We start from the raw sequence: 21,186 nt of genomic DNA on the forward strand, positions 1-21,186 counted from the left end.
GTCTGTTTGATAGAAGTAGTGGAGGAGATCAATGGCAAAAAAAGCAAAAAGTCAATTTGTCTGTCAAAATTGTGGGTACAGTTCCCCTAAATATTTAGGGAAATGCCCCAATTGCGGCAGCTGGAATTCAATGGTGGAAGAAGTGATCCAAGAAACCGCCGATCGTCGAGTACGTACGACATTGACGGGGCAAAAGATGCAGCCGACGAAAATCGCCGATGTCGTACCGAAAAAAGAACCGCGAGTCCAAACGAAACTTGCTGAGTTGAATCGCGTCTTAGGCGGCGGCGTGGTCCCAGGCTCCTTGATTTTGATCGGTGGGGATCCAGGGATCGGAAAATCGACGCTGCTCTTGCAAGTTTCCCAGCAATTAGCAGCGATCGGCGGGACGGTCTTGTATGTGTCAGGAGAAGAAAGTGCCGAACAAATCAAAATGCGGGCGCAGCGCTTAGGCGCCATCGACACAGAATTTTATCTCTATGGGGAAACGGACATGTCAGAGATCAGTAAAGCGATCGAAAACATCCGCCCAGATTATGTGATCATCGATTCGATCCAAACCATGACCCAACCGGATATCACCAGCGTGGCAGGCAGTGTCAGCCAAGTGCGAGAAACGACCGCAGAATTGCTGAAAATCGCCAAAACCAATGGCATCGCCATCTTTATCGTTGGCCACGTGACGAAGGAAGGCTCGATCGCAGGACCGCGGATGCTGGAGCATATGGTGGATACCGTCTTGTATTTCGAAGGCGAAAAGCACCACAGTTTTCGAATTTTGCGGGCCGTAAAAAACCGCTTTGGGTCCACCAATGAGATCGGGATTTTTGAAATGGAAGAAGGCGGGTTGAAAGAAGTCGCCAATCCGTCACAAGTCTTTTTGGAAGAACGCTTAGAAGGCGCAACTGGATCGGCGATCGTAGTGGCAATGGAAGGCAGTCGGCCAATCTTGGTGGAAATCCAAGCACTGGTCACGCCAACGATGTTCGGCAATGCCAAACGCACGACGACGGGGCTAGACTTCAACCGCGTCTCGCTGATCATGGCGGTTTTAGAAAAACGGGCAGGCTTGCTGCTGCAAAATCAAGATGCCTATTTAAAAGCAGCCGGCGGGGTCAAATTAAATGAACCTGCGATCGATCTAGCGATCGCTGTTAGTATCGCGTCTAGCTACAAAGAAAAAGGCACCAGCCCGACGGAGTGTTTTATCGGTGAAATTGGCTTGACGGGTGAGATTCGCCGAGTCAACGCGATCGAGCAACGGGTCAAAGAGGTGCAAAAACTAGGTTTTACGAAAGTTTATTTGCCGAAAAATAATCTGACTGGCTGGCAGCCGCCCAAAGGCATCGAAGTCGAAGGCGTGTCTACCTTAGCCGAAACCTTGCGGAAAGTCTTCCGTTAAAGTGGAGTCAATGCAAGAGCAAGGGGCAATCGCCTCTCCTCTTGCCCTGACGCTGCTGATTCATTCGTTTGAACCAACCGACCGACAGCCGCTGACTGGCGGAAGGAGCCTGTCTGGCAGCACGGATTTTTGAACAAAAGAAACCTACTGGAGTATGGAGGAACATGTATGCAGAAACGAGTCATTACCGCACTAATGGTACTTGCCGGAGCAAGTCTGGGGATCTCACTGATGCCTATCGCATGGCAAGCCATTGGGCAAACCCAAAATGAATGGCTGAATAATAACATCACTAATAGTTTGCTTGGAGCCCTTATTTTCTTTTTATTATCTTTACTATTAGCGAAATATATTGCAGCTGGTATTCGAAAAATTGAAGAAAAACTAAGTGAATTGAGCTTAACGTATCTCTTGTTTGGCGCAATTGGTTCGATCATCGGTCTGATGATCGGTGTGATCGTGTCGATTCCTTTTTACAATTGGGATATTCCTTTTATCAACGGGATCGCCCCAATCTTAGTGATGGTCCTGTTAGGGTATCTCGGTTTTCAGATCGGGACGACACGGATTGATGAATGGAAAAAAGTCTTTGCCCCGAAAAACAAAAAGGCAGAGCCCCAAGAGCAAGATGAACAGCAGATGCTGGAAAGAAAGATCGCGGACCATTTCCACAAATACAAAATTTTGGATACCAGCGTGATCATTGATGGTCGGATCTATGACATTGCTAAAACGGGCTTTTTAGAAGGCGTCTTGCTGATCCCGAATTTTGTCTTGTATGAATTGCAATACATCGCAGATTCTGGCGATAGTTTGAAACGGGTTCGGGGCCGCCGCGGCTTGGATATTTTGAATGCTTTGCAAAAAGAAGAAGGCATCGCAGTTGAGATGTATGAAGGCGATTTTGAAGACATCTCCGAAGTCGATAGCAAGCTGATCAAGTTAGCGAAGATGCTGGATGGTGTCGTCGTGACCAATGATTACAATCTAAACAAAGTTTCTGAATTTCAAAATGTGCCTGTCTTGAATATCAATGCGTTAGCCAATGCGGTCAAACCAGTGGTGATTCCAGGAGAAAGCATGCACGTCTTAGTGGTGAAAGCTGGCACGGAGCGCCAGCAAGGGGTCGCTTATCTAGATGACGGGACGATGGTCGTGGTGGAAGATGGCCAGCATTACATGAATGAACACATCGAAGTGATCGTCACCAGCGCCTTGCAAACGGCAGCTGGTCGGATGATTTTTGCCAAACCAGCCCATTCTGGTCGCGGCATCGACAACAAAGAAGGATCGAAATCAGAGAAATAATCCTAGGCAGCTGGCGTAAAATATGCCAGCTGCCTTTACTAATTGGGTTATTGATTGTACAATTCAACTTGAGGGTTCTGTTTTTTACGCGGGTCTTTCCCACTAAACTGAACAATAAGCCCCAAGCAGCTTGGCTGGCTTGGAAATCAGATGAAGGAAGAGGAAAACAATGACAAAAGTACGTGTACGTTACGCGCCAAGTCCAACAGGACATTTACACATCGGGAATGCTCGGACGGCTTTATTCAATTATTTGTTTGCTCGTCATAATGACGGTGAATTTATTATCCGAATCGAAGACACCGATCAAAAAAGAAACATTGAAGATGGTGAAAAAAGCCAGCTTGAAAACTTGCAATGGTTAGGAATGGATTGGGACGAATCACCTGAAAATCCAGGAGAATACGGTCCGTATCGTCAATCAGAACGCGGCGATATCTACCAACCACTGATCGATCAATTGCTTGCAAGCAATCGTGCGTATAAGTGTTATTGTACGGAAGAAGAATTGGAAGCCGAACGTGAAGGCCAAAGAGCTCGTGGCGAAATGCCCCATTATGCAGGGAAATGTGCCAACTTAACACCAGAAGAGCAAGCCGACAAAGAAGCACAAGGCTTGAAACCAGTGATTCGTTTCCGTGTCTCTCGCAATACTGAATACAAATTCCACGACATGGTCAAAGGCGAGATCGTTTTTGAATCAGATAATGTCGGTGGCGATTTTGTCATTCAAAAACGTGACGGTATGCCGACTTACAACTTTGCAGTAGCAGTCGATGACCATCATATGAAAATCACCCATGTGCTGCGTGGAGATGACCACATCGCCAACACACCAAAACAGTTGATGATCTATGAAGCATTTGGCTGGCAAGCACCAGAATTCGGGCATATGACGTTGATCATCAATAGCGAAACCGGGAAAAAATTAAGCAAACGGGACGAATCGATTCTCCAATTCATCGAGCAATACCGTGAGTTGGGTTATCTACCAGACGCTATGTTCAACTTCATTGCACTTTTAGGCTGGTCACCAGTAGGGGAAGAAGAAATCTTCTCTCAAGAAGAATTGATCAAAATCTTTGATCCTGAACGGTTGAGCAAATCACCAGCTGCCTTCGATGCCAAGAAGTTGGAATGGGTCAATAACCAGTACATGAAACAAATGGATCTGGATGAATTGACGGCAATGTGCGTCCCTTACTTGGCAAAAGCCGGTCGCATCGAAGAAACATTGACCGAAGAAAAAGCTGCTTGGTTGAAAAAAATCGTTTCCTTGTATCAACCGCAAATGAGTTTTGCGGCACAAATCGTCGACCTTTCGGAATTGTTCTTCGAAGAACACCCTGAATTAGATGATGCAGCCAAAGAAGTCTTAGCAGGAGAAACTGTACCGACGGTTTTGACAGCCTTTAAAGAAAAATTACAGGCGATGCCAGTCGTTGAGGCTGCGGCAGTCAAAGCAGCCATCAAAGAGATCCAAAAAGAAACAGGCATCAAAGGCAAGAATTTATTCATGCCGATCCGCGTGGCGGTCTCAGGCCAAACCCACGGACCAGAACTACCAGATACCGTTGAATTATTAGGGAAAGAAAAAGCCCTTGATCATTTGAATAACGTGTTATAAACACAGCGAATAGACGAAGTACTAGCCGATTTTTTTCAGAGAGACCACGGAAGGTGAGAGTGGTCAAAAAAGGCTAGGAAATGCACCTAGGAGTGGCTTTGGCGCAAGTCAAAGACGAAGCAGCGGACGTTACCCGCTTGAAGGCAGTGCCGAACTGCGAACAAAAGTGGGACCACGCAAAAAAGCGTCTTTTGAATAAGGAAACTTATTTGAAAGACGCTTTTTTCGTATCAAGAAGTTTGGATAAAGTAGGTGAGAAGATGACTTGGTTCAAAAAAGCAATTGCGGCAACAAAAAAACATGATCCATCGGTACGATCAACGTTGGAGATCATCATCACATACCCAGGATTTCATGCCTTGTTTTGGCATCGTTGGTCGCATTTTTTGTTTCAGCATCGCTGGTATTTTTTGGCAAAACTGACGGCCCAGTTTTGGCGTTTCTTGACTGGGATCGAGATTCATCCTGGTGCGCAGATCGGCCAAGGGGTCTTTATCGATCATGGGATGGGCGTCGTGATCGGGGAAACGGCGATCATTGAAGATGATGTCGTCTTGTTTCACGGTGTCACCTTAGGGGGAACCGGTAAAGAGCGGGGCAAGCGTCATCCCACGGTTAAAACCGGTGCGTTTCTCTCAGCCCATGCGCAGATCTTAGGCCCTGTCACGATCGGTGAGCGTGCAAAGATCGGCGCCAATGCAGTGGTTTTGAAGGATATCCCTGCAGAAGCAACTGCTGTCGGAATCCCAGCAAAGATCGTTCGAATCAAAGGAAAGAAGGTTATCCACGATGATTAAAATCTATAATACGCTGACACGGGAAAAAGAAGTGTTTCAGCCATTAGAAGAAAAGAAAGTAAAAATGTATGTTTGCGGACCCACCGTCTATAACTACATCCATATCGGGAATGGCCGCAGTACTGTGTCGTTTGATACCGTGCGCCGTTATTTTGAATACCGCGGCTATACAGTGGACTATTTGATGAATTTTACCGATGTCGATGATAAAATCATTCGTGCGGCAAAAGAATTAGGCACGACGGCCCCAGAAGTGGCAGAGCGTTTTATCAACGCCTTCAATGAAGATACCGCAGCGCTGAACGTCAAACCTGCTACGATGAATCCTCGTGTGATGGATCATATCGAAGACATCATTGCCTTTATTGCTGCTCTTGTAGAAAAAGGCTATGCCTATCCAGTCAATGGCGATGTTTATTACCGTACCCGCAAATTTGCTCACTATGGGCAATTAAGCGACCAATCCATCGATGAGCTGGAAGTCGGCGCAAGTCAGCGGACCGGTGAAGAACAAAAAATCAAGGAAGATCCGTTGGATTTTGCTTTGTGGAAAGCGGCAAAAGGCGATGAGATCGCTTGGGAATCTCCTTGGGGAGTCGGTCGTCCTGGCTGGCATATCGAATGCTCGGTGATGGCGACCAAACACCTAGGCGAGACCATCGATATTCATGGAGGCGGACAAGACTTGACCTTCCCGCATCATGAAAATGAGATCGCCCAAAGCGAGGCGAAAACTGGCAAGACCTTTGCCAACTATTGGATGCATAACGGCTATGTGACGATCGGTGAAGACGAAGAAAAAATGAGTAAGTCACTGGGCAACTTCGTCACGGTGCATGAGATGGTCAAAAAAGTTGATCCGCAGGTGCTGCGTTTCTTTTTGGCAACGACCCAGTACCGCCGACCAATCAAATACAGTGAGACTACCTTGCATGAAGCACAAACCAACCTGCAAAAATTGCGGACGACCTATGAAAATGCCAAATTCCGCTTGAATAGCAGTCATTATCAAGCCAGCGATGAGGAAGTCAATGCAGCGGTTCTGGAAGAATTTGAAGAACGTTTCGTCAAAGAAATGGACGACGATTTCAATGCGGCTAACGGGATCACTGTGGTCTATGAATTGGCGAAGTGGCTGAACTTAGCTAGCGAAGACCCAGAAACAGATTTGGCTTTATTAGCCGCTGGATTAGCCAAATTCAGCGAATGGCTGACGATTTTCGGGATTTATTTTGTATCCGAAGAATTGCTGGATGAAGAAATCGAACAGCTGATCAATGAACGGATCGCCGCACGCAAAGCCAAAGATTTTGCCCGCAGCGACCAAATCCGTGATGAGTTGAAAGAACAAGGGATCATCTTAGAAGATACCCCGCAAGGAACCCGATGGAGACGAGAAGCATGAGAGATTATAAACAATTGAATGGTTTGGCATTGGCCTATGTGGGGGATGCGGTCTATGAAGTCTATATTCGCGATTATTTAGTCGCCCAAGGCCAAACCCGCCCGAACCAACTGCACCATATGGCGACCCACTATGTGTCGGCCAAAGCCCAAGCGGCATTGATCCAAAAGATGTTGGATGAAGAGATCCTGACCGAAGAAGAATATGATTTTTACCGCCGCGGCCGTAATAGTAAAAGCCATACGGGTGCCAAAAATGCCGATGTCACGACGTATCGTATCGCTACTGGCTTTGAATCGCTGATCGGGTATTTGCACCTCACGCAGCAAAAAGAACGCTTAGACGAGCTAATAGACTGGTGTATAAAGAAAGTAGGAGAAGAAGATGCGAGAAAAACCGCAAAGAAAGCGTCCAAATAAAAAAACAGCTGGCCGATCAGAAGCCAGACAAGAAAATAGACCGGATCGCCGCAAAGAAGCCGCTGGAGAAGCCATCGAAGATAATTTTGTCTTCGGCTATCATGCGGTTGCTGAAGCCTTGAAAGAAGGGCGAGGCAACAAGCTGTTTCTTTCCGAAGAAGCACGGGGAGAAAAAATCGATCGTTTGAAAGAAATGGCGCGGGAACAGGCAGTTCCAGTCAAATGGGTGCCAAAACAAAAGCTGGATACGATGAGTGACCAAGGGGTCCATCAAGGCATGATCTTGGCGATCACCCCTTATCAGTATTTGACCTTGGATGAATTGTTGGCCCAAACGAAAGAACAGCCGCTGTATCTGATTTTAGATAATCTAGAAGATCCCCATAATTTCGGCTCCATCATGCGAACCGCTGATGCCAGCGGCGTAGACGGGATCATCATTCCAAAACACCGTGCGGTGGGGATCACGCCAATCGTGGTGAAAACGTCGACCGGCGCAGTGGAACATATCCCTGTGGCCCGCGTGACCAACTTGACCCAAGCAGTCCAGCAGCTGAAAAAAGCTGGTTTTTGGATCTTCGGTACGGATATGAGTGGCAGTGATTACCGCACATGGAATGCCCAAGGGGCGGTCGGTTTGATCATCGGCAACGAAGGACGCGGCATGGGGGAAGGTTTGAAAAAAGAAGTGGATCAAATGCTGACGATCCCAATGACTGGGCACGTGCAGAGCTTAAATGCCAGTGTGGCGGCAGGCTTGTTGATGTATCAGGCCTTTACTAGCCGAAATGGGGCGTCCCAATGAAAACCCCTTTGCTGATCGTGGATGGCTACAATATGATTGGCGCTTGGCCGGAGCTGGTTCTTTTGAAAAATCAGGACCGTTTAGAAGATGCCCGAGAAGCCTTACTGAATCGGCTGTCGAATTATGCAAAATATGAAGGGTTGAAAATCATCGTTGTTTTTGATGCCCAACTGGTGCCTGGTGTGACCCAAAGTTACACCAAATATCAGCTGGAAGTTATTTTTACCGAAGAAGGAGAGACCGCCGACAGCTACATCGAACGAATCGCTGGTGAATTAAACAATCGATTGACGCAAGTCACCGTCGCTACCAGCGATTTAGCCGAACAGTGGGTGATCTTCTCTCAAGGTGCTTTGCGAACTTCGGCACGGGAATTGTACAAAAGCGTGGAAAAAACGGAAAAAGACATCCACGAGCATCAAACCGACTTGCGATTTGAAAATTTTCGACGCAATTCCCCTTGGTCACCTGAACAATTAGCCGAACTTGAAAAGAAATTGCAAGACCTTAGTTAGGGACAAAGTTGGTCTGGTAAATTAGAAGATGTCCCAGCCATTTATGATACGCTCCTTTTGTAGCAAATGAAACAAAAACAAAAGGAGTGATCTCGATGCGCACAAAGGAAAGACAAGTATCGCACCGTTCAGATAGATTTGAAGAGTTGTTCAGAAAATATCGACCGATCGTTGAGATTTTGCATAAAAAATATTATCTGCGGGATTATGACTTAGACGATTGGCTGCAAGAAGGCAGGATCGTTTTTAATAAGTGTCTAAAGACTTACGATAAGGACAAAGGAACGACCATCGGTATCTTGTTTAAGCGTTCCTTTGAGAACCGTATCTGCAGCCTGTTGCGGGCGCAACATGCCCAAAAACGCAAAGCCCAAGTCGATGCCTGCTCGCTGGAAGAAAAGCTTTTACAAGAAGGCAATCGGTTTTTGACCGATCATAATCGCTGTGCGGAAACTGCAGAGACCTACTTGTTCGTTAATGAATCGTTGGCAGAGTATCCGAAAAGTTTATCGTCTTTAGAACGAATGGTTATAATGAATTATTTAAAAGGATTAGAACTTGATCAGATTGCCGCTCAAGAAAAGCTGCCTTATGAAAAAATAAAAAACGCTTTCATTCGCGGTCGGACAAAGTTGATAGCGCTTATCAAGGGTGTTTAACAAAAATCTTATTGAAAGTAGAATTATTTTATGGTAAACTTGAAATTTTCTGCTTTTCGTGGTATGATGATGCTCGAGGTGAATGCGATGCCAACAACTTTAGCTACGATCAAGAAAGATTTAGAAGGCCGTATCGGTAGTGAGATTATGCTAGTTGCTCAGACTGGACGTAAGCGTCAAACTGAACGTCGCGGCGTTTTGACAGAAACTTATCCTTCAGTTTTTGTTGTAGATTTGGATCCAAATGAGAATTCATTCGAGCGGGTTTCTTATAGTTATTCAGATATTTTAACTAGAACTGTTGAGATTGAATTTTTATCAGAAGCTGTTTGAAACAAGAAGAGTTGACACTTTGTTGACTCTTTTTTGGTTCAATAAGATAAGGAGTGATGGGATGGCGTTTTTTCTAAAAGAGTTAGGGGAAATGACTGGGGTGGAGTTTTATCAGCTTGCCCGTTTGCGTACAGCGGTTTTTGTGGTGGAACAAGCGTGTGCGTATCAAGAGATCGATGCGATCGATGCACAAGCCAAACATTTATGGGCCCTTGATGAGGAAGGGCAGATCGTTTCGTACGCCCGTATTTTCCAGCAGGAACAAACGGTGCATTTTGGTCGGGTCATTGTGGCACCAGCATACCGGGGGCAAAAAGAAGGCCATCGTCTGATCAAAGAAGTTTTGCATCGCATTGAGCAGTGTTATCCAGCTTTGCCTATTGAGATCGAAGCACAAGCCCACTTAGAAAAATTCTACGGCCAGTATGGCTTTAAAACCATTACACCGCCTTTTTATGAAGACGGGATCCTGCATGTCGGGATGAAAAAAGAAGCAAGCACAGCGACTCTCTAGCGAGGTTCGCGTGCTTGCTTCTTTTAGCGCTATGATTGATGGATCGGATGAATCCGAATCGCTTCTTTCGACCTTATTGACTAAGAGCCGTTTTTTTATCGGATCGTATCATCCAATGATGTTGGACGTGGATCCACAGTGTTGGCAGGAGGCGTTTGCGCTTTTAGAAGGTCACGAATCTCTTCTAAATAATCCTCTGCAGTGACTTCTGGTACTTCTTCTTCCTCAGGTTGTTGTTTCAGATTGCGTAGTTTGTTGACTGCTTTGACAATCAAGAACAAGACAAATGCGGTAATCAAGAACGTAATAATGGCAGTAATTACGCGGCCGAAATCAAAGACCACATTTTTGGCTGGTTCAAAGACCAAGCCAGAAAAGGCATCTGCGTTACCAAAGAGTGATAAGATCCATGAAACCAATGGTGTCAGCAATCCTTCAACTAAACTAGTGACGATTGCGGTGAAGGCACTCCCGATCACGACCCCGATCGCCAAGTCAATGACGTTTCCTCGTAAAATAAATTCTTTAAATTCTTTAATCATCCTGTATCCTCCCTTCTAAATCTTACTGACAGTATAGCGAAAAACGCGGGATTTATAAAAAAAAACGCTCGCTGCAACAGGTTTGATCAGTGAGCCGAGGAGAAAGTTTGTCAGCTATGCTATAATTGAAGAGATAATTTTGCTTCTAGAAGGGGTGTCACATGTCTATTGAATTAAAAAAAGGTGTTCGGTTAACGGTGCTACCGACCAAAAAGTATAAAACGATCCGTTTTTTCGTTCGGTTTACTGCACCATTGCAGGCTGAAATGACCGCCAAACGGACCTTATTGACCAGTTTATTAGAAACGACTAGTTTGGCTTATCCGACACAGACCGCATTTAGCAGTCAGCTGGCAGAGCTTTACGGTGCCAGCTTTGGTATGAATGTTAACAAACGGGGCAATCTGCATCAAATCAATGCAGCGATGTCCTTTGTCAACGGGAAGTACGTGTCAGATGAAGCAGTATTGCCGCAAGCAGCCGCTTTTTTAGCAGAAGTTTTGTTCCATCCGAATGCCCACGAGGAACAGTTTGAAGAAAAGAACTTCACCATCGAAAAGCACAACTTGATCGCCTATATGAACAGCGTGGCAGAAGATAAGCAAGCATTGGCTTCTTTAGGGCTGCAAGAGTTGTATTTCGAAAACGATCAGAATCAGAAGTATCCGAGCTTTGGCCGTCCCCAAGACTTAGAAGCTGTGACCGCAAAAGAGCTTTACCAAACCTATCGCTCAATGATGGACAATGATCAAATCGATATTTTCGTGATCGGCGATGTGGTTGAAGCAGAAGTTGCGGCGCTCTTCCAAAACATGGCCTTTACCGATCGGCCAGACCAAGCAATGCCGGTCTTTTATCAGCAAGCGGCGGAAAACATCATTCGCGAGAAAATCTTGCGAGAACCAATCATCCAAGCCAAATTGAACTTAGGCTATCATACTGGCGTGTATTATGACCAAACCGAGCGGATCGCCTTTATGGTCTTCAACGGGTTGTTTGGCGGATTCCCTCATTCAAAACTGTTTATGAATGTCCGAGAGAAAGAAAGTTTGGCGTATTATGCTTCTAGCAGTATCGATACGTTTCGTGGGTATTTGTCGGTCCAAACGGGGATCGATGGCAAAAACCGCGATAAGGTCTTCAAATTGATCGAACAGCAGCTGCAAAGCTTGCAGCGTGGCGAAGTCACCGCGGAAGAACTGGCGCAAACAAAAGCGATGTTGAAAAACCAGTACTTGCTTTCATTGGATAACCCACAAGCACTGATCGAAACAGCCTATCTGAATCAGTGGGTACCGAATACGAAAATGACGGAAGATGAATTTATGCAGAAATTGGCACAAGTGACCGTGGCAGATGTCCAAGCATTGGCTCAAAACGTGTCCTTGCAAGCTGTATTCTTCCTGGATAAGGAGACGACCCATGAATAAAAAAGTCTATCAGCAAATCAATGAGACCCTTTATGAAGAAGTATTGCCAAACGGTTTGAAAGTTTATTTGCTGCCAAAAGCCGATTTCCATAAAACTTACGGACTTTTCAGTACGAACTATGGCTCTGTCGACAATCATTTCGGGTTTTCACCCGAAGCATTGCATCGAGTCCCTGATGGCATTGCCCATTTTCTAGAGCACAAACTGTTTGAAAAAGAAGACGGCGATGTCTTTCATACCTTTGGTCAGCAGGGGGCTTCTGCCAATGCCTTTACCAGTTTCACGAAAACCAGCTACCTTTTTTCGGCAACCGATCAAATCAAGCTGAACCTTGAAACGTTGATCGATTTCGTTCAAGCCCCGTATTTCACAGAAGAAACCGTCGAAAAAGAAAAAGGGATCATTGGTCAAGAAATCCAAATGTATGATGACGATCCAAACTGGCAGCAGTTTTTCGGCATCATCAAAAATCTGTATCCGAAGCACCCCTTGCATATCGATATCGCTGGTACGGTGGAAAGCATTGCGCAGATCACCGCAGAAGACTTGTATCTTTGCTACAATACCTTCTATCACCCAAGCAACATGACGCTTTTTGTGGTAGGCAATATCGATCCTGAAGAAACGATGGCGTGGATTCGGACCAATCAAGCGGCCAAGACCTTTCCAGAAACGCAGGCGATCATTCGCCAGTTTCCTGAAGAAACCTTTGCCGATATTCAAGCAGAATCAAGTCTTACCATGCCAGTGACACGTGCCAAAGGTGTATTAGGGATCAAAGGAGACTTGAACAAACTGCCGAAATCAGGAAGAGAGCTCTTGCGCTTCAAAAATGCGTTGAATCTTTTCTGCCAATTGGTGTTAGGCAATACTTCCGCCAATTATTTGCGTTTGTATGATCAAGGCATCATCGACGACACATTTGGGTTTGAAGTGAACTTGGATCGCGGCTTTTACTTTGCCGACTTCTCGGGGGATTCTGAAGAGCCAGAAAAAATGTTGGCAGAGATCGAAGCGATCGTAATGAATTTCCCGCAAGATCCAGAGATCAATGAAGAAAACTTGACGTTATTGAAGAAGAAAATGCTAGGGAAATATTTCCAATCACTGAACTCACTGGAGTTTATCGCAAACCAGTTTACCCAAAGTTTATTTGGTGAAACGACGCTCTTTGATCTGCCAGAAGTGATCCAATCGATCACTTTGGAAGATGTCCAGCAAGCGGCTCGTTCCTTTATCGACTCCAAAGCGTTTAGTCGTTTTTACATGTATCCAACAGAAAAAGCCTAAGCGAAGGCTGGTTTTGTCAAACAGCTGTCATCTAAGCGACACTGACTGATTCAAGGAGGAACGCCCAACAGAACAAGGGCTGGCCAACTCCTGAGTCATTCAGTGTTTTCTTTTTGCGTCAAAAGGTGGTTTTTTCTTGCAATTTGATGCCAATTTGGCGAAAAGTATTAAAATTTGTTTGCGAGTTGTGGTTAGGCTATCCTCAGACTTTTTCTTTTATGGTATTCTTTAATTATTGAAGCAAAATCTTTTTTTGTTTTTTTACAAAAAATCACGGAAAAAATGTTATATTTAGTAGACGGCGCGCCCAGATGGCAATCTGCGTGACGGAGTTTTTTTTATTGACGTATACAGGGAACCCCTGTTTTAAAATGATAGAGCAGCTTTGCTGACCTTACGACAAGCAGCGAAGCGATTTTAGGGCTTTTTTTAAAGATGAATAAAAGACTGGAGTAGATGATCGAGTGGCCAACGAAACAACGATTGGAGCAAAATTACGGCAAGCCCGTTTAGATAAAAACATTTCATTGATTGAATTACAACAAATGACAAAGATCCAAAAACGCTATTTAGAAGCAATTGAAGCAGAGCGTTTTGATCAATTGCCAGGCACTTTTTATGTCCGTGCGTTTATTCGCCAATATGCAGCAGCGGTTGGAGAAGACGGCGACAAATTGGTAGCCGTTTTTGATGGCAAAGATACGTTAGACGCCCCCTTACCAAAAAGACCGCAGCCTGAAACCGTCAGCGGCTCACGAAAAGCACAGCACGTAGAAGAAAAAAGCGGCTCATTTGTCGTCCGCTATTTGCCGATGATTCTATTAGGCTTGGTGGCCATTACGATCGTGAGTATCGTGGGCTACATGGCTTGGCAAGACCGGAATACAACGCCGATGATCCAAGGAAGCTCTTCTCTTGTGGTAGAAAATTCAGCGTCTACCGCTTCCACCACGTCAAGTACGGAAGAAACCAGTACTTCGAGTGAAGTGACGGAGTCTTCAAGTACGACGGAATCCAGCGAAGCGAAAATGACGATGACTGCCAGTGATTCGACGCAATCGTCGATCACGATCACGATGAAAGATGCGGAAAATCCTATTGAATTAGCATTTACTGGGCTAGATGCTTCTTGTTGGGTCGGTGTACAAGTCGACAACGCTTATGTGTACCAATACACTGTTCAAGCGGGAGAAACGCAATCGATGACGCTGCCAGAAGGCGCCACGAATGCGACCTTGACCCTGGGCGCAAGTCAAAATATCTCCATCACTGCCAATGGTCAGGAAGTGGACTTTTCTGACCCGCAATTTGAATTGTTACAAAAGACAGTCCGCCTCGTGATTGAATACCAAGACGATGCGGCATAAATCTGACAAATGCGCCTTATTGAGGTATCATTAGCTAAAAAGTTATCTGTTGCATCCGACCATTGAAAAGCAGAAGTAGTGGCATGATTTGCCGTTATTTCGTACAATAGTCGGCAGAGAGGAGTCTATTTCGTGAATTTACCCAATCAATTAACTGTATTACGGATCATTATGATCCCCATCTTTATTTTGGTCTTGGTTTTGCCAATCGATCTTGGCACGCTGACCGTTGGTACGACACAATTAGAAAACACGCACCTTATTGCAGCGATCCTTTTTGCGGCAGCCAGCATTACAGACTGGCTAGATGGCAAGATCGCTCGTTCCAGAGGCCTTGTTACCAACTTCGGGAAGTTTGCTGACCCGTTAGCAGATAAAATGCTCGTCATGACGGCTTTTATCATGCTGGTTGAATTAGACAAAGCCCCAGGCTGGGTAGTTTCGATCATCGTTTGCCGCGAGTTGGCAGTGACGGGTTTACGCTTGTTGTTAGTGGAACAAAGCGGGGAAGTCATGGCTGCTGCGTGGCCAGGGAAAATCAAAACCGCGACACAAATGGTTGCGATCATTTTCTTGTTCTTGAACAACATTCCCTTTTCAATGATCGGTTTGCCTATCGATCAAATCATGTTGTATCTATGTTTGATCTTCACGATCTATTCCGGGGTCGATTATTTCATAAAAAATACGAATGTTTTTAAAGATTCTATGTAAAATTTCTAGATCTAGATAAAGAAGCGATAAAAACAAGGATACAAGTCACGAAAGTTCAGAAGTTTTCTGGACTTTTTTTGTCAATATGAAAGACTTTTACGTATCTGATAAATGAAGGAGTAAACGAATGAAAGCAGAAATTATTGCAGTCGGGACCGAATTACTTTTAGGACAGGTGGTGAATACGAACGCGACCTTCTTGTCAGAAGAACTGGCAAGTCTTGGGATCGATGTTTTTTATCATAGTGTTGTCGGGGACAACCCCAATCGCTTAGAGGAATTGCTGACGATCGCCGACAAACGCAGCGACTTGATCGTATTATGTGGCGGTTTAGGGCCCACCGACGATGACTTGACGAAACAAGTCACTGCCCGTCATGTGGGACAAGAGTTAGTCAGAGATGAACCAGGTTATCACCAATTGAAAGCCTTCTTTGAAAACAGTCAACGGAGAATGACGGAAAACAATTTGCGGCAGACCCTCGTTTTTAAAGACTGTGTGTCTTTGCCAAATCCCAATGGACTAGCGATCGGGATCTTTTATCAGACAACCGCTACCAGTTATTTGCTGCTGCCGGGACCACCAAGTGAACTGCAGGCGATGTTTCTTACCCACGCAAAACCACTTCTATTAGAGCAGTTTCCCCAAGAAGAAGTCTTGCTTTCTCGCGTTTTGCGCTATTACGGGATCGGGGAATCGGCGTTGGTCACAGAATTGGCCGATTTGATCGAGAATCAAGTCAATCCCACCATCGCTCCTTATGCCAAACCCAATGAGGTCACGCTGCGTCTGACGGTCAAAACCGCAGACGAGGCGCAAGGGATCAAACAATTGGATGCGTTAGAAGAAACCGTCCAAGCACGGGTCGGTGCGTATTTCTATGGGTATGGGGAACAAAATTCGCTGGCAGAAACAGTCGTCGAGCGACTGATCGAGAAAAAGAAAACCGTCACCGCAGCGGAAAGTTTGACCGCTGGTTTGTTCCAAGCGACCCTAGGAGGGATTCCTGGCGTCTCTGAGGTGTTTCCCGGTGGGTTCGTGACATATTCTGCTGCAACAAAAAGCAAGCTCTTAGGCATCGATCCAGGGCTTTTGGAAAGCTATGGGACTGTTAGTCAGGAGTGTGCGGAAGCAATGGCCGTCTATGCCCGCAAACAAGCCGAGACCGATTATGCGGTGGCGTTTACGGGTGTTGCTGGTCCAGACGAGTTAGAAGGTCAGCCTAAAGGTACCGTTTGGATCGCCTTAGCTTCTGACAAAGGCGTCTCGAGCCAGCTGTATCACTTCAACCGCGACCGCGCCTATATTCGGCATAGTGCTGTCATGGCGGGCTTAAATCAAATACGTAAGGAATTATTAAATTAATGCGAATGTTTGTTCGTTTTTTCTTGCAATTTCCCGTCAGAAGGACTATTATTATCTTATGAACGACACACGAAAGTGATGAATATAAGGAGGATTATCCGTTTGGCAGATGATCGTAAAGCAGCCTTAGATGCTGCACTAAAGAAGATTGAAAAGAACTATGGTAAAGGTGCCATCATGAAGCTTGGCGAAAAAGTTGATCAACAAATTTCAACGATCCCAAGTGGTTCATTGGCCTTGGATGTTGCATTAGGTGTAGGTGGTTACCCACGAGGACGGATCGTAGAAGTTTACGGCCCAGAAAGTTCTGGTAAAACGACAGTTGCTTTACATGCCATTGCGGAAGTCCAAAAAAATGGCGGAACAGCAGCATTTATCGATGCCGAACATGCGTTAGATCCTCAATATGCGCAAAAATTAGGTGTAAATATCGATGATCTTTTGTTATCACAACCAGATACAGGGGAACAAGGATTAGAGATCGCTGACGCCTTAGTTTCAAGTGGTGCGGTTGATATCGTGGTCATTGACTCGGTAGCAGCTTTAGTCCCACGGGCGGAGATCGACGGTGAAATGGGTGATACCCACGTTGGTTTGCAAGCACGTTTGATGTCACAAGCATTACGGAAACTTTCTGGTTCCATCAACAAAACGAAAACGATCGCGATCTTTATCAACCAAATTCGGGAAAAAGTTGGGATCATGTTCGGGAATCCAGAAACGACGCCTGGTGGCCGTGCGTTGAAATTCTATTCAACCATCCGTTTGGAAGTACGTCGTGCTGAGCAATTGAAATCCGGTACAGATATCATCGGGAACCGCACGAAGATCAAAGTAGTCAAAAACAAAGTAGCGCCACCATTTAAAGTAGCAGAAGTCGACATGATGTATGGTCAAGGGATTTCCCAAGAAGGCGAATTGCTGGATATGGCTGTGGAACAAGACATCGTCGATAAAAGCGGTGCGTGGTATGCCTATAAAGGGGATCGTATCGGTCAAGGTCGTGAAAACGCCAAAAACTACATGCGTGAACACCAAGAAATGATGTTAGAAGTTTCTGCTCGCGTCCGCGATGCTTACGGGATTGGAACAGGAGAGACCGTAACCCTTGAGGAAGCGCAAGAAGAATTACCATTAGACGACTAAGTCTTGAAAAAGCCAAACAACCTCGTTGTTTGGCTTTTTTGTGGCTTTTTGCTAGATTCGTCCATTGTTGAAAAAACATCCGTAAAAAGGAAGGGTTGCGAAAGTTTACTTTATTATTTAAAGTTGACACTCTTGGGTTCAAACATTAGAATAAACGTATGTGGATTTCCACATAAGAAGTAGCGAATTGATAATTTTGTTATCCTTTGTTAATCAAAATTACAAAATATTTAAAAAGATAGTATGGAGGTGGATTCATTGGAACTACTTTACATTCTCCTCGCTATCATCGGTTTAATTGTCGGTCTTGGATTAGGAGTTTATGTGACGAAATCTCGTCATGAGAAAGAAATCAACGGCGCCCAAAATTCTGCAGCTGGAATTATCGAAAGCGCTAAGAAAGAAGCAGAAACTCTTAAAAAAGAAGCATTGTTAGAAGCTAAGGAAGAAAATCAGAAGTATCGGTCAGAGATTGAAAGTGAGTTGAAAGAAAGCAAACTTGATTTAAAATCACAAGAAAATCGTTTACTCCAAAGAGAACAAGTTCTTGATCGTAAGGACGATTCTTTGGAAAAACGAGAACGCTCACTTGAAGATAAAGAAGGCAGACTTAGTGAGAAACAACAATTAATTGACGAGCGAGAAAAAGAAGTAGAAAACTTAATCGATGGACAACAGAAAGAATTAGAGCGCATCGCTGCGCTGTCTAGAGATGAAGCAAAAGAGTTGATCATGAAATCAACGGAAGAGGAATTGAACCATGAATTAACGATCATGGTCAAAGAATCTGAACAGCGTGCGAAGGAAGAAGCAGATCGAAAAGCAAAAAATCTCTTGTCCTTAGCAATCCAACGTTGTGCCGCAGACCAAGTGTCTGAAACCACGGTATCGGTCGTATCATTACCAAACGATGAGATGAAAGGTCGAATCATCGGAAGAGAAGGTCGGAACATTCGCACCCTTGAAACATTGACAGGGATCGATTTGATCATTGATGACACGCCAGAAGCAGTCGTCTTATCAGGATTTGATCCGATTCGCCGTGAAATTGCTCGTATGACCCTTGAAAAACTGATTCAAGACGGCCGGATCCATCCAGCTCGAATTGAAGAAATGGTCGAAAAATCTCGGAAAGAAATGGATGAGCATATTCGTGAATATGGGGAACAAGCAGCCTTTGAAGTCGGCGCCCACACCCTTCATCCAGACTTGATCAAGATTTTAGGTCGTTTGCGTTTCCGTACCAGCTACGGACAAAACGTCTTGAACCACTCGATCGAAGTCGCAAAACTAACCGGTGTTCTTGCCGCAGAATTAGGCGAAGATATCCAGTTAGCCAAACGTGCCGGACTCTTGCATGATATCGGGAAAGCCCTTGACCATGAAATTGAAGGCTCTCACGTTGAGATCGGGGCTGAGTTAGCTGCCAAATACAAAGAAAATGGTGTGGTGATCAATGCGATTGCTTCTCACCATGGAGATGTTGAAGCAACATCGGTTATCTCTGTTTTAGTTGCAGCCGCAGATGCCTTGTCAGCAGCCCGTCCAGGTGCCCGCAGCGAATCATTGGAAAATTATATTCGCCGCTTGCAAAACCTAGAAAATATCGCCAACGGCTTCAAAGGGGTCGATTCCAGTTTTGCAGTCCAAGCCGGACGTGAAGTCCGTGTAATGGTCAAACCAGAAGAGATTTCTGATTTGGATGCTGTACGATTGGTTCGCGACATCCGCAAGAAGATCGAAGACGATTTGGATTACCCAGGTCATATCAAAGTAACCGTTATTCGCGAGACCCGCGCAACGGATTACGCCAAATAGCAAGCAAAAGCAGTATCCTCTGAGAGGATACTGCTTTTTTGTGTAGCTGATTGTCAATAAGGACGGCTGAGTTGTGCAAAATCGACTCTATTTCATCAGTCCCATAAATGATCGTGCCTTTTTTATTCGTCGGCAACAGAACAACGAACAAGCAAAAGGATGGCTCGATAGCGACAGAGGCGAAAAATGGGAGGATCGATCCAGTATTATCGAGTCGGGGGCTATTGAAAAACAAAACAGACCCAGACTTCTCGGGGAAGTCCAGGTCTGTTTCATGTGTTTCACGTCTATACGTCCATCAAATCTTGCGTCGGCGGGCAAAGTCCACAAAGCGGAATTTATCCAGTCGGTGGATCGATTCGGTGTATTCAAAACAGCGCGTGTCTTCTAGATACACGAGGCTGCGAACCGTAACGACATGCTGATCTTCAGGACGCAGATCCATTAGATCCCGCAATTCTTTGTTGACGGGGTCAACAGTGATTTCTTTTTGTGCATAAGCGATCTCAAGGCCAAGATCATTTTCAAAGTAATCAAAAATCGATACTTTCGCTCGGTTTTCTGGCAACTCTTCGATGATAGAAGCATCAAGGTAATCTTTATCCAAAATCACCACTTCTCCATCAATTCTCCGCTGACGGATCAGTTTCCATGCCTCAGAAGCAACAGGCCAACCAGTGGTCTCGTGCAGCTTTGGCGAAACGGCGATCTTGCGGATCTCGACAACCTTTGTTTCACTAGGAATGCGTTGGGTATCTTGCAGCTCTCGAAAACTCGTCAAGCCAGAAATCGGGAAATCAAAGCGATTCAAGTCTAAAACGATCGAACCTTTCCCTTGTTTCTTTTGGATATAACCAGCATCCCGCAATAAATTCAATGCCTTACGGACAGTCTCGCGGGAGACACCATAAGTTTTGATCAATTGGTTTTCGCTAGGCAGCAAAGAATGCGGAGGGTATTCGTTTGCTAGAATTTTTTGTTCTAAATCTAAAAATATTTCTTTGAACTTGTTCATCGGATTGCCCCCTCTTTGGCTATTATAGCGAGGCCAATTTGGAAATGCAATCGACTATTTCGCCAAAAGTTCGTCAATGTTTAGGTCCGTTAATTTTTCAACGATCACATCTGCACCGTGTAATTCTTCTCCTGAATAAACGCCTACCGCATACATACCAGCAGCTTTGATGCCGTCGATCCCAGCTTGAGCATCTTCAAAGCCAACTGCTTCTGCCGGTTCAATGCCTAGTGCCAGCGCTGCTTGGATAAAGATCTCTGGATCTGGTTTGCCTTTTTTCAAGGTTGCTGGGTCAACGATCGTATCAAAGTCTTGCATGACCCCAAGTTTGTCCAAAATAAACGGCGCATTTTTGGATGCCGAAGCGATCGCACAAGGAATGTTTTTTGCTTTGGCTTCATCAAGGAATGTCTTCACCCCTGGCAATAGATCATCAGGAGTCAAGCTTTGTAACAATTGTACATAGTGGGTATTTTTCTTCGTCGCTAACGCTTCTTTTTCGACTTCTGTGTAGGCATCATTTTTGTTGCCTAGGGTTAAGATTCGCTCTAAAGAGTCCATGCGGCTGATGCCTTTTAACTGCTCGTTGAACTTCAAATCGATCTCGATCCCGATCTCCGCAGCTAATTCTTTCCATGCAATGTAGTGGTATTTGGCCGTATCCGTGATAACGCCGTCTAAATCAAAAATAAATCCTTTTTTCATGTGTAACA

At 45.1% G+C, this 21,186-nt stretch carries 22 protein-coding genes and 1 other annotated feature; of the genes, 19 read left to right on the top strand and 3 right to left on the bottom strand.

The features are described from left to right. Positions 1-31 precede the first annotated feature (31 nt). From radA to IGK14_RS00165, 12 genes are all read left to right on the top strand, one after another. Positions 32-1,402 carry a DNA repair protein RadA gene (radA, locus tag IGK14_RS00110; protein ID WP_005226394.1) on the top strand — a complete coding sequence of 457 codons (1,371 nt, stop codon included), beginning with the start codon at positions 32-34 and terminating at the stop codon, positions 1,400-1,402. A 1-nt stretch (position 1,403) separates the two neighbouring features. Further along, complete coding sequence (locus IGK14_RS00115; RefSeq protein ID WP_254907872.1) at positions 1,404-1,535, top strand: hypothetical protein; 132 nt, start codon at positions 1,404-1,406, stop codon at positions 1,533-1,535. Positions 1,536-1,570: 35 nt separating this feature from the next. Continuing rightward, positions 1,571-2,710, top strand: coding sequence for a PIN/TRAM domain-containing protein (locus IGK14_RS00120; protein WP_005226396.1), 1,140 nt, complete (start codon positions 1,571-1,573; stop codon positions 2,708-2,710). A gap of 169 nt (positions 2,711-2,879) precedes the next feature. Beyond that, positions 2,880-4,337 (top strand): glutamate--tRNA ligase, encoded by a 1,458-nt coding sequence (gltX, locus tag IGK14_RS00125; protein ID WP_010748481.1) that lies wholly within the window; start codon positions 2,880-2,882, stop codon positions 4,335-4,337. Beyond that, positions 4,334-4,532 (top strand) — a binding site (T-box leader). It overlaps the preceding gene by 4 nt. A gap of 65 nt (positions 4,533-4,597) precedes the next feature. Then, on the top strand, positions 4,598-5,134 hold the full coding sequence (gene epsC, locus IGK14_RS00130) for a serine O-acetyltransferase EpsC (protein ID WP_034695645.1): 537 nt from the start codon (positions 4,598-4,600) through the stop codon (positions 5,132-5,134). Further along, positions 5,127-6,539, top strand: coding sequence for a cysteine--tRNA ligase (gene cysS / locus IGK14_RS00135; protein WP_010748483.1), 1,413 nt, complete (start codon positions 5,127-5,129; stop codon positions 6,537-6,539). Before epsC ends, cysS begins: the two co-directional genes overlap by 8 nt. Next, complete coding sequence (locus IGK14_RS00140; RefSeq protein ID WP_010748484.1) at positions 6,536-6,958, top strand: Mini-ribonuclease 3; 423 nt, start codon at positions 6,536-6,538, stop codon at positions 6,956-6,958. Before cysS ends, IGK14_RS00140 begins: the two co-directional genes overlap by 4 nt. After that, positions 6,924-7,763 (top strand): 23S rRNA (guanosine(2251)-2'-O)-methyltransferase RlmB, encoded by an 840-nt coding sequence (gene rlmB, locus IGK14_RS00145; protein WP_010748485.1) that lies wholly within the window; start codon positions 6,924-6,926, stop codon positions 7,761-7,763. The genes IGK14_RS00140 and rlmB overlap by 35 nt, the downstream gene beginning before the upstream one ends. Next, positions 7,760-8,278: an NYN domain-containing protein gene (locus IGK14_RS00150; protein ID WP_010748486.1), complete on the top strand. Its 519-nt coding sequence runs from the start codon at positions 7,760-7,762 to the stop codon at positions 8,276-8,278. The genes rlmB and IGK14_RS00150 overlap by 4 nt, the downstream gene beginning before the upstream one ends. 95 nt (positions 8,279-8,373) lie before the next feature. Continuing rightward, on the top strand, positions 8,374-8,937 hold the full coding sequence (locus IGK14_RS00155) for a sigma-70 family RNA polymerase sigma factor (RefSeq protein WP_010748487.1): 564 nt from the start codon (positions 8,374-8,376) through the stop codon (positions 8,935-8,937). Between the two features lie 87 nt (positions 8,938-9,024). Continuing rightward, complete coding sequence (locus tag IGK14_RS00160) at positions 9,025-9,270, top strand: Veg family protein (protein WP_005226417.1); 246 nt, start codon at positions 9,025-9,027, stop codon at positions 9,268-9,270. A 61-nt stretch (positions 9,271-9,331) separates the two neighbouring features. Next, positions 9,332-9,784: a GNAT family N-acetyltransferase gene (locus tag IGK14_RS00165; protein WP_010748489.1), complete on the top strand. Its 453-nt coding sequence runs from the start codon at positions 9,332-9,334 to the stop codon at positions 9,782-9,784. Positions 9,785-9,879: 95 nt separating this feature from the next. Here the strand turns inward: IGK14_RS00165 and mscL are convergent, their stop codons facing one another. Then, complete coding sequence (gene mscL / locus IGK14_RS00170; RefSeq protein ID WP_005226421.1) at positions 9,880-10,326, bottom strand: large conductance mechanosensitive channel protein MscL; 447 nt, start codon at positions 10,324-10,326, stop codon at positions 9,880-9,882. Positions 10,327-10,487: 161 nt separating this feature from the next. On the opposite strand from mscL, the gene yfmF reads away from it, so the two are divergent. From yfmF to rny, 7 genes are all read left to right on the top strand, one after another. Beyond that, on the top strand, positions 10,488-11,756 hold the full coding sequence (gene yfmF / locus IGK14_RS00175; RefSeq protein ID WP_010748490.1) for an EF-P 5-aminopentanol modification-associated protein YfmF: 1,269 nt from the start codon (positions 10,488-10,490) through the stop codon (positions 11,754-11,756). Further along, complete coding sequence (gene yfmH, locus IGK14_RS00180) at positions 11,749-13,047, top strand: EF-P 5-aminopentanol modification-associated protein YfmH (RefSeq protein ID WP_438711409.1); 1,299 nt, start codon at positions 11,749-11,751, stop codon at positions 13,045-13,047. Before yfmF ends, yfmH begins: the two co-directional genes overlap by 8 nt. A 464-nt stretch (positions 13,048-13,511) precedes the next feature. Beyond that, complete coding sequence (locus tag IGK14_RS00185; RefSeq protein ID WP_159161176.1) at positions 13,512-14,414, top strand: helix-turn-helix domain-containing protein; 903 nt, start codon at positions 13,512-13,514, stop codon at positions 14,412-14,414. 132 nt (positions 14,415-14,546) lie between these two features. Further along, complete coding sequence (gene pgsA, locus IGK14_RS00190; RefSeq protein ID WP_005226440.1) at positions 14,547-15,128, top strand: CDP-diacylglycerol--glycerol-3-phosphate 3-phosphatidyltransferase; 582 nt, start codon at positions 14,547-14,549, stop codon at positions 15,126-15,128. A gap of 127 nt (positions 15,129-15,255) precedes the next feature. Continuing rightward, complete coding sequence (locus tag IGK14_RS00195; RefSeq protein WP_010748493.1) at positions 15,256-16,494, top strand: competence/damage-inducible protein A; 1,239 nt, start codon at positions 15,256-15,258, stop codon at positions 16,492-16,494. Positions 16,495-16,596: 102 nt separating this feature from the next. Continuing rightward, positions 16,597-17,640, top strand: coding sequence for a recombinase RecA (gene recA / locus IGK14_RS00200; protein WP_005226448.1), 1,044 nt, complete (start codon positions 16,597-16,599; stop codon positions 17,638-17,640). A gap of 243 nt (positions 17,641-17,883) precedes the next feature. Next, positions 17,884-19,458 (top strand): ribonuclease Y, encoded by a 1,575-nt coding sequence (gene rny / locus IGK14_RS00205; RefSeq protein WP_005232891.1) that lies wholly within the window; start codon positions 17,884-17,886, stop codon positions 19,456-19,458. A gap of 298 nt (positions 19,459-19,756) precedes the next feature. Here the strand turns inward: rny and treR are convergent, their stop codons facing one another. Continuing rightward, positions 19,757-20,473 carry a trehalose operon repressor gene (treR, locus tag IGK14_RS00210; RefSeq protein WP_005226457.1) on the bottom strand — a complete coding sequence of 239 codons (717 nt, stop codon included), beginning with the start codon at positions 20,471-20,473 and terminating at the stop codon, positions 19,757-19,759. A 54-nt stretch (positions 20,474-20,527) separates the two neighbouring features. After that, on the bottom strand, positions 20,528-21,178 hold the full coding sequence (gene pgmB / locus IGK14_RS00215; RefSeq protein ID WP_010748494.1) for a beta-phosphoglucomutase: 651 nt from the start codon (positions 21,176-21,178) through the stop codon (positions 20,528-20,530). Positions 21,179-21,186 lie beyond the last annotated feature (8 nt).

The organism is Enterococcus sp. DIV0970a (assembly GCF_051711265.1).
Classification (GTDB): domain Bacteria; phylum Bacillota; class Bacilli; order Lactobacillales; family Enterococcaceae; genus Enterococcus_D; species Enterococcus_D casseliflavus.